Below are 16,140 nucleotides of genomic sequence, written 5' to 3'. Positions count from 1 at the left end.
ACAGCCGGATTGAACCTCGGGCAAGAAGTTATGTCGCCGCCCGGTCAGGCTAATCCCTCAGGCTGGATCAATTCCAGACTGAAGAGCGTATTGCAATACACCGTCCTTCGAAGCCGGCGGTAGGTGCTGAGTTTGGGCTGTTCGTTGCTGCGGAGCTACGTTACCTTAGCGTGCGGACCCGGCTTCTCCGGGCGGCTTGAGCAGTCCCGGACGACGTGCCCCGATGACCGACCGATCCTTTCCCCCCGCTCTGGAGGCGGCGGGCATCATCGGCACATGGCAGACCGACGTCGCGGCCGGCCGGTCGATCCTCGACGACGGGGCCGCCGCGCTGATGGCGGGCGATGCGGGCTTGGCGGGCAAGCCGCTCACCCTCGACGTCGCGCTCGGCCGCATCCACCCGGACGACCGGGACTGGGTGTTCGCGCAGATCCGGCGGGCCCGGCGCGCGGGCGGCCCCTTCGCCGCGGAGTTCCGCGTGCAGGCACCGGGAGGCTCCGTGCGCTGGGTGCTGAACCAGGGCCGCCTGCCCGAAGAGGGAGCGGGCGGGTTCGGCTACGGCACCTACATCGACACCACGCACCGCCACCGGGATCCCGCCGAGGCGCCGGGCGGGGAGAGGCGCGACTGGCTGGAGGTCGCGGCCGACCACTGCATCGCCGCGCGCGAGGCGATCGACCGGAGCGGCAAGCCGTTCCTGCGCCTCCTCATCGACGCGCTGCTCCTCGAGATCGGCCGCCACCTGGTGCGCCGCCGCTCGCACTGAGCGGTTCCGCGGCGGCGCCGCGCCCTCAGGCGAACTTCAGGAGCTTGATCGCCGCGAAGTCCTGCACCCCGCCGCCGACCCGCTTCGTGGTGTAGAACAGCACGTAGGGCTTGGCGGAGTAGGGGTCGCGCAGCACCCGGAGGCCGGCCCGGTCGACCACGAGGTAGCCGCGCCGGAAGTCGCCGAAGGCCACCGCGAGGCTGTTGGCCGCGATGTCGGGCATCGCCTCGGCCTCCGTGACGGGAAAGCCCATCAGGGTCGCCGGCGTGCCAGCGGTGGCGGGCGGCTGCCAGAGGTAGTTGCCGTCCCCGTCCTTCAGCTTGCGGATCGCGGCTTGCGTGCGCCGGTTCATCACGAAGCCCGCGTTCTGGCGGTAGCCGCCTCTGAGCGCGTAGACGAGGTCGATCAGCACGTCGGCCGGGTTGGCGCTCGGGAAGGCGCCGGACGAGCCGGTGCCGACGAGGCCGAGCTTGCCCGGAACCCAGGCGGCGTTGGCGACCGTATCGTAGGCGAGGAAGCCCTTCGGCCGGCTCACCCCGTTGCCGGTGATGAAGGCCGCGCTCTCCTGCTCGGCGAAGGCGGTCTCGACCTCGTCGGCGAGCCACGCGTCGAGATCGACCACCGCGTCGTCCAGCAGGGTCTGGGTCGCCGCCGGCATGGCGTAGAGCTCCATCGCCGGGAAGGCGATCTCGGTGAGCCCCGCCCCGGCGGTCTCGGGGCGCGGCGCGGTCTCGGCGACCCAGCCGGCGCCCGGCGCCGCGGTCGCGACCGCGCGCCGGTAGGAGCCGCCCGAGATGGTGCGCTGGCCGGCGATGGCCCGGATCGGCGAGCGCTCGGCGAGCCGCCGCAGTACCTCCCGCTCGACCGTCTCGGGCACGAGGTAGCCGCCGTCGGGCCCCGAGCCCGCCGACATCGCCTTCGCCTCCAGACCCTTGAGGCCGCCGCTCTCGCCGGCCCGCACGTAGAGGTCGAAGGCCGCCTTGTGCTCCTCGGCGATGCCGTCGCCGCGGGGTGCGCCGCCGCCGAGCAGCGGGGGGCGCGCCCGGTCGAGGCTGAGCCAGTCGAGGCGTGCGCGGGCCTGGTCGAGGGCGGCGTCGATGCGGGCGAGCTTCTCCTCGGTCAGCGGGTCGACGCCGGTGCGGCGCTCGATCTGACCGAGGCGGGCGTCGTTCTCCGCCTTGAAGGCATCGAAGGCGCGGGCGAGGTCGTCGAGGGCGCCGTGCGCCTCGGCACCGGGGAGCACGGCCTTGGTCTCATACGGGTTCATCGGGACGTTCATCGGGGCGCTGGTCTCGGCGTGCGTCATGCTCTCTCTCCGGTGAGGCTGGCGGGCGCGATCCGCCGGGCGAGGTCGCGCATCTTGAGACCGAGGGGGGCGTCGAGCCGCGCCCCCGGCTGAAGCGGGAAGGTGACGAGCGAGATCTCCCAGAGATCGACCGCTCGCAGGTGCCGGAAGCCGGCCCGGTCCGGCGCGGCGCTCCGCGTGCGGAAGCCGATCGAGAGCCCGTCCAGCGCTCCCTGGCGGATCAGCGCGTCGAGCTCGCGGGCGCGCCGCACCGCCGGGTTGAGCCGGCCGGCGACGCGCAGGCCCCGCGCATCCTCCCGGATTGCGAGCCAGATTCCGACGGGCTCGGCCGGATCGTGCTGGAACAGCATGCGCACGCCGGCAGGCCCGCGCGCCCGCAGGCTCTCCGCGAAGGCGCCCGGCGCAACGATGTCGCGGCCGAGATCGGGCTGACCGAACAGGCTGGCATAGCCGGTGACGTGGCCGTCGGCGTGCAGCCTCATCACGGCGCCTCCCCGCCGGCGGCCGGCCCGTAGCCGACTGCCTCGCGCTTCTCCTCGGCCGAGAGGAACGCGGCCGCACCCACCCGCCGCCAGAGCGATTCCCGCTCGGCGGCGAGGGCCTCGATCCGGTCGAGGTCGGGCTCCAGGCCGGCCGCACCGAAGGCGGGCGCGAGCCAGTGCGCGAGGCTCTCGGCCGTGCGGCGCACCAGCGGGATCAGGGTCTGGCGGTAGAAGGCACGGTTGGCCTCGGCGTAGTTCGCGTGGGTGTTGTCGCCGGGCAGCCCCAGCAGGAGCGGGGGCACCCCGAAGGCGAGTGCGATCTCGCGGGCGGCGGCGTGCTTGGCCTCGACGAAGTCCATCTCCTTGGGCGAGAGCGCGAGCGGCTTCCAGTCGAGCCCGCCCTCCAGCAGGAGCGGCCGGCCGGCATTGGCGGCGCCCTGGTAGTTCGCCTCCAACTCGCCCTTGAGCCGGTCGAACTGCGTCTCGGAGAGATGGGCCTGGCCGCCGAAGACCAGCGCGCCGGAGGGCCGGGCGGCGTTGTCGAGGAGCGCTTTGTTCCAGGCGCCCGCGGCGTTGTGGATGTCCAGCGCGGTCGCCGCCGCCTCGATCGGCGCAAGGCCCAGGAGGTCATCCTCCGGGTTGAACAGGGCGAGGTGCAGGATCGGCGGCACGGGCCCCGTCTGCTCGTAGCGGCGGGCCCGGGCCCCGTCGCCGTAGAGGTAGGCCGCCGGCCAGCCGTCCGGACCCGGCAGCGCCCGCACTCGCTCGGGCCGCAGGCCGAACAAGGCGCGTGGGCTCCCGTCGAGGCTGACCTGCTCCAGATAGGCGTTCCCGCCGAGCAGCAGCCGGGCGTAGAGCGTCTCCAGGAGCCGGGTGCCGCCCTCGCGCGGGTTCGGCCGTGCGACGAGGGCGGCGAGCGCGTCGCCCCCTTCGCCCGTCGGCACCAGCGGCACGCTCGCGGCGCTCTCGGCGACGAGCCGCACCGCGCGGTGCACCACAGCGTTGCGGCCGTAGCCGGCCCGGGCGAGGGCCGTGGCGTCGCGGGCGGTCCATGAGGGCCGGCCGCCGCCGTAGAGAGCGACCTGCGGGCCTGCGAGGGCGGCCCCCTTCGTGACGAGGGTGTCGGGCGCGGCGCGTGCGGGGACGTAGCCGGCGGCCCGCGCCAGCCGGGTGAGCAGGGTAGGCATGCGGGTCTCGACCTCTTCGGTTGGGCGGAGCGAGGCGCTGGGCGGGCCGCCGATCGCGCAACCGTGACGGGTTGCCGCGCTGACCGGCCGGATCCTTTGCGCGCGATCGATGTTCTCGGTCCGGGCGCGCGCGGAGACTGAATTCCTCCGCGGCCGCAGACGTGAAAGACCCACCGATGAAGATGATTCTCCTGGCCGCCGTCGCCGCGGCCTCTCTCGCCACGCCCGCCTCGGCGCAGGCGGTGATCGAGACCCCGACCGGCACCGCGGTTGTCGTCCCGCCCGGTGCGCCGGGCGTGGTGACACGGCAGACCGGCTCGACCGGCGAGCCGGGCGTGATCAACGTCTCGCCGACCGGCCAGCCGGCGGACGTGATCTCGAACGACTCGGCAGCGGCCGGCAATGCCGGTCAGCCCTCCCGCGTCGCGCCGCAGGGCGGCGGCGGCGGGCGCTGAGATCCAGGCGGGCGCGGCCGCTGCGCCGCGCCCCCTGACCTGTTCTGGCCGAGAGTTGATAGCGAGCGCAGGCGATGCCGTGAGAACGACCGTGCCGTGCGCCTTTTAAAATAAAGTTGTGTAAATATAGAACACTTCATCGCACGGTGTAAGAATATCTTTCAGGATCTGCTGAACCTGTATAGGTTTCGGTGTTAAATATCGAAGCGTATAGAGGTTCATCAATATCAGATTATGCAAGATGCGTATCGTGTCGGTGAGGGCGCGGTTGATCGCGATCATTTCCGTTCGGGGCGCCTTCGCTCTCTTCACGAGCTATCGTGACCTGTACGACGCCTACACGCGCTGGCGCGGGCCTCGGCGGAGGAGCAGCGCAAGGCCGGCATGCGGCAGATGGCCGACGGCTTCGAGGCGGCGGTCGGCGGCATCGTCGGCATGGTCTCCTCGGCAGCCAGCGAGCTGCAGGCCACCGCCCAGAGCATGAGCGCCACCGCCGGCCAGACGGCCTCCCAGTCCACCAGCGTGGCGGCCGCCGCCGCCCAGGCGGCGGCCAACGTCAACACGGTGGCGGCCGCGGCCGAGGAGCTCGGCTCGTCGGTCCAGGAGATCGGCCGGCAGGTCTCGGGCTCGGCCGATCTGGCGCAGGCGGCGGTGGCGGAGGCCAACGCCACGGCGGGCCTGGTACAGGATCTCGCGCAGGCGGCCAGCCGCATCGGTGACGTGGTGGCGCTGATCTCGCAGATCGCCGGTCAGACCAACCTGCTGGCGCTCAACGCCACGATCGAGGCGGCGCGCGCCGGCGAGGCGGGGCGGGGCTTTGCGGTGGTGGCGGCCGAGGTGAAGGAGCTGGCCGCCCAGACGGCGCGGGCGACGGAGGAGATCACGACGCAGATCGGCCGGATCCAGGGCTCGACGGATCAGGCGGTCGGCGCGATCGGCGGGATCGGCACGCGCATCCGGGAGATCGCGGGTGTGGCGGCCTCGATCGCGGCGGCGGTGGAGGAGCAGAGGGCGGCGACCCAGGAGATCGTGCGCAACGTCTCCCAGGCCTCGGCCGGCACGGGCGAGGTGACGCGCAGCATCGCGGGCGTGGCGGGCGCGGTCGAGGAGACGGGTGCGGCCGCCTCCCAGGTGCTCGGCGCGGCGTCCGAGCTGTCGCGCCAGTCCGAGCACCTCTCGGCCGAGGTCAGCCGCTTCCTCGCGAGCGTCCGCGCCGCCTGAGCGGGGCGCGGGGTCCTTTGCCGCCGTGGCGGGTCCTTGCCGCCGTGGCGGGTCCGATCCATCGTGCGGCCTCGCGAACCTGCGGGATGGGAACGACCATGGCGGCACCCCTGCGCTTCGGCATTCTGATGTTTCCGGACCTGATGCAGCTCGATCTGGCGGGGCCGGCCGAGGTGTTCGGCGCAGTGCCGGGCGCCGAGCTGCACCTGATCTGGAAGACGCTCGCGCCCGTCACGAACAGCGCGGGCTGGGGCATGGTGCCGACGACGACCTTCGCCGATTGCCCGCCCCTCGACGTGATCTGCGTGCCGGGCGGGCGCGGCCAGGTCGCGCTGATGGACGACGACGAGACGCTCGGCTTCCTGCGACGCCAGTCGGCGGAGGCGCGTTTTACCACGTCGGTCTGCACCGGCTCGCTGGTTCTCGGCGCCGCCGGCTTGCTGCGCGGCTACCGGGCGGCCTGCCACTGGATGTCGCGCGACCAGCTCGCTCTGCTCGGCGCCGTTCCGGTGGCCGAGCGCGTCGTGCGCGACCGCGACCGGATCACCGGCGGCGGCGTGACGGCGGGCATCGATTTCGGCCTCGCCGTCGTCGCCGAACTCTGCGGGCCCGAGACCGCCAAGCTCGTGCAGCTCGGGCTGGAATACGATCCGGCCCCGCCCTTCGCGGCGGGTTCCCCGGAGGGCGCTGGCCCGGCCCTGGTTGCGGAAGCGGAGGCGCGGGCAAGAGCGCGCCAGGAGCAGCGCTTGGCCGCGACGCAGGCCGCGGCGGCGCGTCTGGGCGGCTGAACGACGCGGGGCCGCCGGCCGGGGTCAGGCCGCGGCGCAGTCGCTCCGGTCGTCGGCCGTTCCTGCGGCCGCAAACCCCGCAGCGGCCCGCGCCGAGAGCCGCGCCACCCGCTCCGCGTCGCGCGGGTGCGGTTGAGGGCGGCCGAGCAGGTAGCCCTGGACCTCGCTGCAGCCCTCCGCGGTGACGAGGGCGAGGTGCGCCTCCGTCTCGACGCCCTCGGCCACCGTGGTCACGCCGAGGCGGCGGCCGAGATCGGCGACCACGCCGACGATCGCCGCGCAGTCCGGGCGGCTCGTCGCGTCGCGCACGAAGGATCCGTCGATCTTGATCTTGTCGAATGGAAAGGCGCGCAGATGCGCCAGCGACGAGAAGCCGGTGCCGAAATCGTCGAGCGCGATGCGCACGCCGAAGCCGCGGATCCGGCGCAGCTCGCCCAGGCAGTCGACGTGCTCGCTGAGCAGCGCGCTCTCGGTCACCTCCAGCTCCAGGCGCTGCGGCGGCAGGCCGCTCGCCACCAGAGCGGAGAGCACCGCCTGGGTCAGCCGGCCGCTGCCGAGCTGGCGCGGGGAGACGTTCACGGCGACCCGTGCCCCGTCCTCCCAGCCCATCGCGTCCGCGCAGGCCCGCTGCAGGACCCAAGTGCCCATCTCCTCGATCAGCCCGCTCTCCTCGGCGATCGGGATGAAGTCGCCGGGCGGGATCCAAGAGCGTACCGGGTGGTGCCAGCGGATCAGCCCCTCGCGTGCCGTGACCCGGCCGGTGCGGATGTCGGTGATCGGCTGGTAGAACAGGAACAGCTCGTCCTCGCGCTCCAGGGCCCGGCGCAGCTTCGCCTCCAGGCGCACGCGCTGCGTCATCCGCCGCTCCATCTCGGGCTCGAACAGCCGGAAGGTGTTCTTGCCGGCGGCCTTGGCGGCGTAGAGCGCCATGTCGGCCCGCGACAGCAGCGTCTCGGAATCGCTCCCGTGCAGGGGCGCCACGGCGACGCCGATGCTCGCTCCCACCTGCAGGCGCCGCTCGTCCGCGACGTGGAACGGCTCCACCAGGGCCTCGACGAGGTCTCCGGCGAGCCGGGTCGCGGCCGCGCCGTCACCGTCCTCGATCAGGATCGCGAACTCGTCCCCGCCGAGCCGCGCCACCATCACGTCCGGGGCGCCGCAACGGTCGCGCAGGCGCTCGGCGACCCGCTGGAGCAGGGCGTCGCCGACGAGGTGGCCGTTGGCGTCGTTGACGAGCTTGAACCCGTCGAGGTCGATGAAGAGCAGGCCGAGGCGGGGCTGCGCCCGCTCCAGGACGGCCTCGAGGTGCTCGCGGAATGTCGCCCGGTTGGCGAGCCCGGTGAGCGTGTCGTAGTGGGCGAGCTGCTGGATGCGCGCCTCGGCGGCCACCTGCTGGGTGATCACCGACCATGTCAGCATCGGGCCGATATAGTCGCCCTCCGTCCCGGTGACCGCCGAGACCTGAAGGTCCAGCACCTCCGGCCCAAGCTTGATCCGGGCGCGGTGGGGCAGGTTCTCCGGGGAGGCGAGCAGCCGGCGCTGATGCTCCGGGTTGCGGTGGAAGATGTCGATCGACGCGCCGAGCAGCGCCTCCGGCTTGGCCGGCAGCAGGGTCTCGATCTGCGAGAGCGTGCGCTTCGAGGTCTCGTTCAGGTAGGTGATCGCAAAGGTCGTGGGATCGACCGTCATCACCGCCACCGGCATGTCGTCGATCATGCGCAGGAGCTTGTACTCCTCGTTCTCCTTGGCCACCTCCGCGGTCGCGATCGCCCAGACCAGGAGCGCGCGCACCACGCGGCCCTGCGAATCCGGCAGCGCGTGGATGTGCAGGTCGAGCCACTCGTCGCCGAAGCGGATGCGCGCCTTGTGGGGCAGGCTCGCCGGGTCCGAGAGCAGGCCGCGCTGGTAGCCCGGGTGGCGGTGGAACACGTCGATCGAGGTGCCGACGATCCGTTCCGGATCGATGCCCAGGCTGTCGCGGATGGAGTGGAGCAGGCGGATCGAGCAGGTATTCGCGTAGTCGATCGTGAAGGTGCGCAGGTCGCAGGTCATCGCGCCGACCGGCAGCACCTCCAGCATGGTCTCGAACGAGAGCGGCTCGATCGTTTCCGAGGCGGGAATGGAGCAGGCCAGGTGCGGGCAGGACGGCATGGTTGTGGGCCCATGTGGTGGCCGGCGTGTATCGCGGCGATATCGCCTCTGCCGGACCGTTATTGGGATGGGTGGTATCGATCCCTCCTGAAGGCATGGTTAATGATGTACGTTCTGACGAAGATCTTGTGATTGTTGTATTGGCGAATAGCAATCATCGGTTGCATACTTGGAGGCCGTACGCCCCTCACAGGCGCCGGATTCGCGGTGAATCCGTGCCGGACAGCAGCAGCGCCGTCACCGCCCAGACCAGGGCGTCGAGCCTGTCGGGCGAGCGGCCCCCGCCCAGGCCCTGCGGTCCGAAATCGCAGAGTTCGTCCTCGAGCGCCGGAAGCGCGCCCACATGGTGGACGCGGCCCTGGCCGTAGAGCAGCGAGACGGGCTCGGCACGCAGGAACTTGCCCCGCATCGCCCGCACGGGCGTGATCGGGACGGCTGGGTCGCACTGGCGCAGCACGGCTGCCGCCATCTCGCCGCCCTGATTCACCTCGACCACGAGGGCATCCGCCGCGAGGCGGTGGTAGAGCGCCAGCGCGGCGCCTGCCCAGGCTTCGGGCGTGGCCCGCCGCAGGCTCGCGTCGGCCAGCACGTAGGCGTGGCCGTTCGCGGAGCCTGAGGCCACCCCTGCGGCGACGATCCCACAGGCGTCCGAGCGCGCGCCCGAGGTGGCCGGCGGATCGACCGCCACCACGATCCGGGCGAGTTCCGGCGCCTCCGTCACCCGGGCGGCCTCGATCCTGGGCCGGCTCCAGAGGGCGTCGGGCCGGTCCTCAATCAGCTCGCCGTCGAGTTCCTGCCGGCCGAGCCGGGTGCCGGCGTAGCGCGCGACCACCGTCTCCAGGAAGGCGGGGGCGAGGTTCTCGGCATTGTCGTGGGTCCGGGCGCGGCTCACCGCCGTGCGCGGATCGGCGAGCAGGCGCCGCAGCAGGGGGATCGGCCGCGGCGTGGTGGTGACGAGGGTGCGCGGGTGGGTCCCGAGGCGCAGGCCGAACTGCAGCATGTCGAAGGCGGCCTCCGGATCGGGCCACTTCGCCAGCTCGTCGCACCACGCGGCGCCAAATTGCGGCCCGCGCAGGGAATCGGGATCTTCCGCGGAGAAGCCCTGCGCCACCGCGCCGTTCGGCCAGGTGAGCCGGCGCCGGCTCGGCTGCCAGCGCGGGCGCGGGCCCCTGGCCGGGATGCCGAGCAGCCCCGACGGCCCCTCGACCATCACCTCGCGCAGGTCCGCGAAGGTCTCGGCCACCAGAGCGATGCGCCCGACGGGCTCCGCCGTGAAGGCCGGATCGCCCCGGGCCAGCGCGTCGACCCACTCCGCCCCCGTGCGGGTCTTGCCGCAGCCGCGCCCGCCGACGACCGCCCAGAGTGTCCAGGGCGCGGCCGAGGGCCCGTGATGGCCACAGGGAGGCAGGCAGGGGGGGAGCTGGTCGGGTCGGGCCTGGAACAGCCAGTCACGCGCCAGCGCCCGCAGCGCCGGGGGCGGCAGGGCCCCGAGCGCGCGGGCGAGGTCCGCCTCGCCGAGATGCGCCGGCCAAGCGGCGCGCCAGTGCCGCGCGCAGGGCCGGCAGGTCGTCGGCGCCACGCTCGCCGCCATCGCCGTCCTCCCGCTCAAGGCTCAGTTCGTCGAGGAGCCGCTTCAGCCCGCCGAGGTCGCGCAGGACCCGGGCCGAATCGACCACCGCCGCGCCTTCCCCGGAGAGCGCGGCATCGAAGGCCGCGATCTGGCGGGCGACGTGGCCGCGCAGGGCGGCCCGCAGGGCCGGCCCATCGACCGCCGAGGTCGGATCGAGCGGGACGGGGGGCGCCGCCCCGGCCCTCCGGCGCCGAACGCCGAAGCCCAGCGTCCGGAAGAATGCGGCGGCCGAATTTCGCCCGACTCCCAGCGCCCGCGCCAGATCCGCAGGGGCCACGCGGGGCTCGTCGTAGAGGCGCGCCACCGCTTCGCGGCGGGCCTGCGGCCAGTTCGTCGGGTTCAGGTGCGCGAGCCGCGGCGGCACCGTGCGCCAACCCCCGCAGACGTTCCAGCGCCCCAGGGTGCTGGGCGGGAGGCCGAGTTCGCGCGCGATCGAGAGCTGCGTCCGGTCGGTCTCCCGCATGAGGCGCTCGGCCTCGGCGCGAAGCTCCGGCGCGTAGGGGCTGTCCAAGCGCATCCCCGCCTCTTGTCACACTTCTGGAGAATGCCTGAACCCTACCCTGGGAGCGTCGCGCTGTCAATGACTATTTTCTAATAATAGGTCTTAAAGCCAGAGGCGCAGGTGCGTCTGGTGGCGCAGGGGGGACAGGAAGCCTCAACCTATGTTAGGATGAGTGCCGCTTGTGCCGGCGCGGGCGGTGCGGGGAACGGGGCTCCCCCCGGGACGTTGACCGGCGCCCACCCCGCTCATGCCGGTCTGGGCGCGGGCGTCCGAGTCGGGAACAGCATGACGGTCGAGACATCAGGAGGCGCGGGGTCCGGCGAGGCCGTCGCTCTGAGCGACAGCTTTCGGCGCTTCGCCGATTCGGTGCCGCTGATGATGTGGCGCTCCGACGCCGATGGCCGGGCGATCCATCACAACGAGTGCTGGCTGGAATTCACCGGGCGCAGCCTCGACGAGGAGCTGGCGCGGGACTGGCGCCAGGGCCTGCACCCGGACGATTTCGAGCGCCATGCCCGGGTGGTGGCGGACGCCTTCGCGTCGCGAAAACCGTTCACGGTGGAGTTCCGCCTGCGCCGACACGACGGAGCCTACCGCTGGCTGCTCGACACGGCGCGCCCGCTCGTGGAGGAGGGCGGTTTCCGGGGCTATCTCGGCTCCTGCTTCGACATCACCGACCGCAAGCACGCCGAGGAGCATATCGAGCACGCGCTCGCCGAGAAGGAGACGCTGCTGGCGGAGGTCTACCACCGGGTGCGCAACAACCTTCAGGTGATGGTGAGCTTGATCGGCCTCTACGGCCGGGCCGCGCCCGATCCCTGCCGCGGCTCGTTCGAGGCGCTCGGCCAGCGCGTCCGCGCGATCGCGCTGGTGCAGCAGCACCTGCACGAGGCGCCGCACATCGCGAGCATCGATCTCCGGGACTACCTCCACCGACTGGCCTCGGGCCTCGGGCAATTGCGGCGCGCGGGGCGGATCGGCGTGCAGGTCGGCGGCGCCGGGACCGGCCTCGTCGAGCCGCGCACCGCCAACGCGCTCGGCATGATCGTGGCCGAGATCGTGGCCGAGTGCCTGGACGCGACGGCGGAATCGGTCGCCTGCGCGATCGCCATCGACATTCACGCGGAGGCCGGCGGGCCGGTGCGGCTCTCGATCGTCTCGGGCGCCGGCGAGGGGGACGAGCCCGGGCGGCCCAACGTGCCCAAGCTCGGGCCGCGCCTGATCACCGCCTACGCGGCCCAGGCCGAGATCGCCGTCACGGGCAGCGCGACGGCACAGGATCCCCTGCTCCTGCAACTGCCCGAGGCGCGCGTGGTGACCTGACCCGGTTCGCAGCGGACGCGGGCCGCCTATATAGGTCCCGACCCCCGCAGGACGACGCAGGCCCGGATGCTTCCCCCGATCGCGACGATCATCGAGAATTTCGAGTTCATCGAGGACGACTACATGCGCCTCGAATACCTGATCGAGCTCGGTCGTGCCCTGCCCGACATGCCGGACGAGTTGCGCCGGGAGGAGAACCGCGTCCACGGCTGCGAGAGTCAGGTCTGGATCGACACGGCGGTCGCGGACACGCCGGAGGGGTCGCGCCTCGTCCTGCACGGCTCGAGCGATTCCTTCGTGGTGAAGGGCTTCGTGGCGCTGATGGTCGCCCTCTACACCGGCAAGAGCCCGCGGGAGGCCGCCGAGATGGACGGGTTCGACCTGTTCCGGCAGCTGCATTTCGGCGCCCACGTGACCTCGAAGCGCTCGAACGGCGTGCGCGCGATGGTCGAGCGCATCAACCGCGACGCGGCGCGGCTCGCGGCCGCGTGAGATGGAAAACACGTCATGGCGCATCCGGTGGAGAGAGAGGCGATCTCATCTGGCCGAACAGGCCGGATTGCGCTGAGGGCAGTCCGGACACCGTAGAAGGCGCGGGTCCCCTCTCCTGTCGGGAGAGGGGGCGCGGCGCGGCTCAGGTGCAATCCGCGGCCAGTGGCCCACATCCGCGATTGCCCTGGCCGCAGAGGGGGGAGGGGCACGCTCTGTCCGCCGGCCCTTGAGGATCCTCAGGCGGTCTCCCGCCACAGGCGCATCCGGGCGCGGTCCGGGCCGGTGGCGGCGCGCTCCAGGCCGTAATGCTCGGCAAGCCGGCCGAGAGCGATGCGCGCCACCACCTTGGCGGAGCGGGCCGGCCAGCGCCGCTCGGCCTCGATGCGCTCCAGGCCCTTCAGCTCGCCGCAGAGGTCGATCAGCAGGTTGGCGAGGTCGCCCCCGACCGCGTCGAGCGCGCCGCGCACCCGCTGGCGGGCCGCGACCACCGCGTCGGAGGCCGAGGCCGGGTCGCGCGGGCCGGATCCGTCGACCCGCTCCGAGCCCCAGGCCACGCCGAGCCGCGGCGTCATCCGGGCCACTGTGATGTCGCGGCGCAGGCGCTCGCCCGCCTCGAAGGCGGCCGGCTCGATCAGCGGCCGTCCGTCGCTGCCGCGGCGCCGGGCCATCCAGGCGACCGGGCTCTCGGAGGCGTCGCGCAGGCGGGGCGCCTCGGGCGTCCCGTCCGCCGCGCCGTCCGGTGACTTCTCGGGTGCTTCCTCCGGCACGAGATCGAGATGCTGGGCCAGGAAGGCGCTTCCCTCGGGGCCCGCCTGCCGCCGCAGGCGGGCGCGGCCGGCCGGGCTCAGCACGAGATGGCGGCGGCCCCCCGGCTCGGTCCGGACCAGGTCCTGGGCCAGGAGCTGCTCCCCGGCCGAGACCGGAAAGCGCCCGCCGCCAAGCGAGATGCCGGCCCGCCCCGCCCGCACGATCAGCGCGGATCCATCGATCGGGTCCGCGAAGGCGTAGGCGCCGGGCTGCGCGAGTGCCGCGAGCAGCCGTTCCGCCGCCCGGGTGATCTGGCGCTCGGCCGGCAGGGCCGGGCCCCGGGCGGGCCGGCAGCCTCGATCGACGGTTCTTTTGTTCATGTTTTGTTCCAAAGCAGAACGCGCTGTGTGGGCGACCGTAGGTTGCTGGAAGGTCGTCCCAAGTCAAGACTTGACGCATTCCGGTTATGCACAGGCGCGCTGCCGAAGGGGGATCTGGAGTTGCCGGACTTGGCCGGGAAGGGATGGAGGAGCAGAGGCGGCCCCGGCCGTTCTCAGGTGCAGATCTCCGGCAACCTCAGCGATACGGAATCCTGAGGGCAGACCGCTTTCCGTCTCCGTTCACAGCGCAGGCTTTCCCGGACGCCCGGAGCGCCGGCGGAGGGTGATCCGGGAGCCAGAGCACGATGGCACGCAGCGTCAAAATCCTGCGACGGCGCCGACGGTCGCGCCGCTCCGCGGCCCTTCATCCTCTGGGTCCCGGGTCGCATTCCGCTCGCGCTCCATGCGCCCCGGAAAGGTGGTGCGTCATCCATCGGGGTCGGCGAGTCCGGCGGCGACCAGTGTTCCGTCCGCCCCCTTCCTGAACCCAACCGCCCGCTCACATCTTGTCCTCGGGCGCGGACGGGTTCACCTCTCGGGCTCCCGCATCCGGATCCGGTGAGCGACAGCCCAGCATGGCCCCGACGACCTCAGCCTTCCCGCACCGCGCCGACGCGCCCGTCGCCGAGCGCCGGCCGCACACCTACGCGGTGCACGGCCGCCAGATCACCGACGACTACGCGTGGCTGAAGGCCGAGAACTGGCAGGCGGTGCTGAAGGACCCGGGGGCGCTGCCCACCGACATCGCCGCCTATCTCAACGCCGAGAACGCCTACGCGGAGGCGATGCTGGCGGACGCCGCCGGCTTGCGGAAGACGCTGGTGGCCGAGATGCGCGGGCGCATCCGCGAGGACGACAGCGGCGTGCCGGACCCGGACGGGCCCTGGAGCTACTACACCCGCCACCGCGAGGGCGGGCAGCACCCGCTGGTCTGCCGCCGCCCGCGAGACCCGGCCCGGCCGGACGATCTCGGCGCCGAGGCCGACGAGGTGATCCTGATCGACGGCGACCGCGAGGGGGCGGGGCTCGCCTTCTTCGAGATCGCGGCGGCCGTCCACGCCGACGATCACGGACGTCTCGCCTGGAGCGCCGACACCAAGGGCTCCGAGCTCTACACGATCCGCGTGCGCGACCTCGGGGCGGGCCGGGATCTCGACGACCGGGTCGAGGCGACCTCCGGCGAGGCCGTGTGGGCGGGTGACGGAGCAAGCTTCTGGTACGTCGCGGTCGATGCCAACCACCGCCCCGCCAAGGTGATGCGCCACCGGGTCGGCACGGCGCAGTCCGAGGACGAGACCGTCTACAGCGAGCCGGATCCCGGCTACTTCGTCCATATCGGGCAGACGCAATCCGGCGCCTATCTGGCGGTGACGGCGAGCGACCACGAGACCTCGGAGGTCCACCTGCTCGACCGGCACGCCGCCCACGCCCCCCTGACGGTGGTGCAGCCGCGCGAGCCGTTGCTGATCTACTCGGTCGAGCACCGGGCGGACGCGCTCTACATCCTCACCAACGCGGACGGGGCCGAGGACTTCAAGATCGTCACCGCGCCGCTGGCCACGCCCGGCCGCGCGCACTGGCGCGACCTCGTGCCCTACCGGGCCGGCGTGATGATCCGCCATCTCCACCTGCTGGCGGACCACCTTGTCCGGCTGGAGATCGAGAACGCCCGGCCCCGCATCATCGTGCGCGACGTGACGACGGGCGAGGAGCACGCCGTCGCCTTCGCCGAGGAAGCCTACTCGCTGGGGCTGCAGTCCGGCCACGCCTTCGCCACGCCGGTCATCCGCTTCGTCTACTCCTCGATGACGACGCCGGCCGAGACCTGGGACTACGATTGCGCCACCCGCGAACGGACGCTCCGCAAGCGCCAGAGCGTGCCGAGCGGCCACGACCCGGCGGCCTACGTGACGCGCCGCCTTTTCGCGACCGCGCCGGACGGCGCGCAGGTGCCGATCTCGCTGCTGCACCGGCGCGATCTCCCCCTCGACGGCAGCGCGCCGCTGCTGCTCTACGGCTACGGCTCCTACGGCACGCTGATGCCGGCCGCCTTCCGCACGAACCTGCTCTCTCTGGTCGACCGCGGCTTCGTCTACGCCATCGCCCATGTCCGCGGCGGCACCGAGAAGGGCTGGCGCTGGTATCTCGACGGCAAGCGCGAGAAGAAGCCGAACACCTTCTCGGATTTCGTCGCCTGCGCCCGCGCGCTGGTCGAGGCCCGCTACACATCCGAAAAGAGCATTGTGGCGCATGGGGGTAGCGCGGGCGGCATGCTGATGGGGGCGGTCGCGAACCTCGCCCCCGAGCTCTTCGCCGGGATCGTCGCCGACGTGCCCTTCGTGGACGTCCTCAACACCATGCTCGACGCCGACCTGCCGCTGACCCCGCCCGAATGGCCCGAATGGGGCAATCCGGCCGAGAGCGAGGAGGCCTTCCGCACCATCCTGTCCTACTCGCCCTACGAGAACGTCGAGCCGAAAGCCTATCCGGCGATCCTGGCACTCGGCGGCCTGACCGACCCGCGCGTGACCTACTGGGAGCCGGCCAAGTGGGTGGCGCGCCTGCGCGCGACCATGACGGGGGGCGGTCCCGTCATCCTGCGCATCAACATGGAGGCCGGCCACGGCGGGGCTGCCGGGCGCTTCGACCGGCTGGAGGAGGTCGGCCTGATCTACGCCTTCGCGCTGATGGCGGTCGGCAAGGTGTGAGC

The 16,140-nt window shown here is 72.5% G+C and carries 13 protein-coding genes and 1 pseudogene; 7 read left to right on the top strand and 7 right to left on the bottom strand.

Going from position 1 to position 16,140, the window contains the following annotated elements:
• Positions 1-223 precede the first annotated feature (223 nt).
• A complete protein-coding gene (locus tag MFF54_RS00540) occupies positions 224-766 on the top strand; it encodes a PAS domain-containing protein (protein WP_238300445.1) in 543 nt (180 codons plus the stop codon).
• 25 nt (positions 767-791) lie between these two features.
• On the opposite strand, the gene MFF54_RS00535 is transcribed toward MFF54_RS00540, so the two are convergent.
• The 3 genes from MFF54_RS00535 to MFF54_RS00525 are packed head-to-tail and all read right to left on the bottom strand — an operon-like array spanning position 792 to position 3,741.
• On the bottom strand, positions 792-2,072 hold the full coding sequence (locus MFF54_RS00535; protein WP_370880159.1) for a phage major capsid protein: 1,281 nt from the start codon (positions 2,070-2,072) through the stop codon (positions 792-794).
• Positions 2,069-2,554: an HK97 family phage prohead protease gene (locus MFF54_RS00530; RefSeq protein WP_238300444.1), complete on the bottom strand. Its 486-nt coding sequence runs from the start codon at positions 2,552-2,554 to the stop codon at positions 2,069-2,071. Before MFF54_RS00530 ends, MFF54_RS00535 begins: the two co-directional genes overlap by 4 nt.
• The gene (locus MFF54_RS00525) at positions 2,554-3,741 is read right to left on the bottom strand and encodes a phage portal protein (RefSeq protein WP_238300443.1); all 1,188 of its coding nucleotides are present in this window, start codon (positions 3,739-3,741) and stop codon (positions 2,554-2,556) included. The genes MFF54_RS00530 and MFF54_RS00525 overlap by 1 nt, the downstream gene beginning before the upstream one ends.
• 176 nt (positions 3,742-3,917) lie before the next feature.
• Between MFF54_RS00525 and MFF54_RS00520 the strand changes: the two genes are divergently transcribed.
• From MFF54_RS00520 to MFF54_RS00510, 3 genes and pseudogenes are all read left to right on the top strand, one after another.
• On the top strand, positions 3,918-4,196 hold the full coding sequence (locus MFF54_RS00520; protein WP_238300442.1) for a hypothetical protein: 279 nt from the start codon (positions 3,918-3,920) through the stop codon (positions 4,194-4,196).
• A 342-nt stretch (positions 4,197-4,538) separates the two neighbouring features.
• Positions 4,539-5,417: pseudogene (locus tag MFF54_RS00515) on the top strand (methyl-accepting chemotaxis protein); the annotation flags it as partial.
• 98 nt (positions 5,418-5,515) lie between these two features.
• Complete coding sequence (locus MFF54_RS00510) at positions 5,516-6,205, top strand: DJ-1/PfpI family protein (RefSeq protein WP_238300441.1); 690 nt, start codon at positions 5,516-5,518, stop codon at positions 6,203-6,205.
• Positions 6,206-6,229: 24 nt separating this feature from the next.
• Here MFF54_RS00510 and MFF54_RS00505 read toward each other — a convergent pair whose 3' ends face one another.
• The 3 genes from MFF54_RS00505 to MFF54_RS00495 all read right to left on the bottom strand — a co-directional run bounded on the left by MFF54_RS00505 (position 6,230) and on the right by MFF54_RS00495 (position 10,503).
• The gene (locus tag MFF54_RS00505) at positions 6,230-8,356 is read right to left on the bottom strand and encodes a putative bifunctional diguanylate cyclase/phosphodiesterase (RefSeq protein ID WP_238300440.1); all 2,127 of its coding nucleotides are present in this window, start codon (positions 8,354-8,356) and stop codon (positions 6,230-6,232) included.
• A 187-nt stretch (positions 8,357-8,543) separates the two neighbouring features.
• Positions 8,544-9,800 (bottom strand): DNA-packaging protein, encoded by a 1,257-nt coding sequence (locus tag MFF54_RS00500; protein WP_442412698.1) that lies wholly within the window; start codon positions 9,798-9,800, stop codon positions 8,544-8,546.
• 4 nt (positions 9,801-9,804) lie between these two features.
• Positions 9,805-10,503 (bottom strand): hypothetical protein, encoded by a 699-nt coding sequence (locus MFF54_RS00495; protein WP_238300439.1) that lies wholly within the window; start codon positions 10,501-10,503, stop codon positions 9,805-9,807.
• Between the two features lie 270 nt (positions 10,504-10,773).
• Between MFF54_RS00495 and MFF54_RS00490 the strand changes: the two genes are divergently transcribed.
• Both MFF54_RS00490 and MFF54_RS00485 read left to right on the top strand, forming a co-directional pair.
• Entirely contained in the window at positions 10,774-11,811 is a 1,038-nt protein-coding gene (locus tag MFF54_RS00490) for a sensor histidine kinase (protein ID WP_238300438.1), read from the top strand.
• A 66-nt stretch (positions 11,812-11,877) separates the two neighbouring features.
• On the top strand, positions 11,878-12,303 hold the full coding sequence (locus tag MFF54_RS00485) for a SufE family protein (protein ID WP_238300437.1): 426 nt from the start codon (positions 11,878-11,880) through the stop codon (positions 12,301-12,303).
• A 236-nt stretch (positions 12,304-12,539) separates the two neighbouring features.
• Here MFF54_RS00485 and MFF54_RS00480 read toward each other — a convergent pair whose 3' ends face one another.
• Positions 12,540-13,430, bottom strand: a complete 891-nt coding sequence (locus MFF54_RS00480) for a DUF6456 domain-containing protein (protein WP_238300436.1) — start codon at positions 13,428-13,430, stop codon at positions 12,540-12,542.
• Between the two features lie 575 nt (positions 13,431-14,005).
• On the opposite strand from MFF54_RS00480, the gene MFF54_RS00475 reads away from it, so the two are divergent.
• Positions 14,006-16,138: a S9 family peptidase gene (locus MFF54_RS00475; RefSeq protein ID WP_238300435.1), complete on the top strand. Its 2,133-nt coding sequence runs from the start codon at positions 14,006-14,008 to the stop codon at positions 16,136-16,138.
• The last annotated feature ends 2 nt before the right edge of the window (positions 16,139-16,140 follow it).

The sequence above is a fragment of the Methylobacterium gregans genome (assembly GCF_022179245.1).
In the GTDB taxonomy this organism is placed as follows: domain Bacteria; phylum Pseudomonadota; class Alphaproteobacteria; order Rhizobiales; family Beijerinckiaceae; genus Methylobacterium; species Methylobacterium gregans.
The sequence above is the reverse complement of the archived record's forward strand: the minus strand, read 5'-3'. Positions and strand labels throughout refer to the sequence as shown.

Bases quoted from the DNA above. Each gene is read 5' to 3' on its own strand.
- MFF54_RS00510 (WP_238300441.1), top strand. From the start codon at position 5,516: ATGGCGGCACCCCTGCGCTTCGGCATTCTGATGTTTCCGGACCTGATG.
- MFF54_RS00480 (WP_238300436.1), bottom strand. From the start codon at position 13,430: ATGAACAAAAGAACCGTCGATCGAGGCTGCCGGCCCGCCCGGGGCCCG.
- MFF54_RS00530 (WP_238300444.1), bottom strand. From the start codon at position 2,554: ATGAGGCTGCACGCCGACGGCCACGTCACCGGCTATGCCAGCCTGTTC.
- MFF54_RS00475 (WP_238300435.1), top strand. From the start codon at position 14,006: ATGGCCCCGACGACCTCAGCCTTCCCGCACCGCGCCGACGCGCCCGTC.
- MFF54_RS00540 (WP_238300445.1), top strand. From the start codon at position 224: ATGACCGACCGATCCTTTCCCCCCGCTCTGGAGGCGGCGGGCATCATC.
- MFF54_RS00495 (WP_238300439.1), bottom strand. From the start codon at position 10,503: ATGCGCTTGGACAGCCCCTACGCGCCGGAGCTTCGCGCCGAGGCCGAG.
- MFF54_RS00525 (WP_238300443.1), bottom strand. From the start codon at position 3,741: ATGCCTACCCTGCTCACCCGGCTGGCGCGGGCCGCCGGCTACGTCCCC.
- MFF54_RS00490 (WP_238300438.1), top strand. From the start codon at position 10,774: ATGACGGTCGAGACATCAGGAGGCGCGGGGTCCGGCGAGGCCGTCGCT.
- MFF54_RS00535 (WP_370880159.1), bottom strand. From the start codon at position 2,072: ATGACGCACGCCGAGACCAGCGCCCCGATGAACGTCCCGATGAACCCG.
- MFF54_RS00505 (WP_238300440.1), bottom strand. From the start codon at position 8,356: ATGCCGTCCTGCCCGCACCTGGCCTGCTCCATTCCCGCCTCGGAAACG.
- MFF54_RS00485 (WP_238300437.1), top strand. From the start codon at position 11,878: ATGCTTCCCCCGATCGCGACGATCATCGAGAATTTCGAGTTCATCGAG.
- MFF54_RS00520 (WP_238300442.1), top strand. From the start codon at position 3,918: ATGAAGATGATTCTCCTGGCCGCCGTCGCCGCGGCCTCTCTCGCCACG.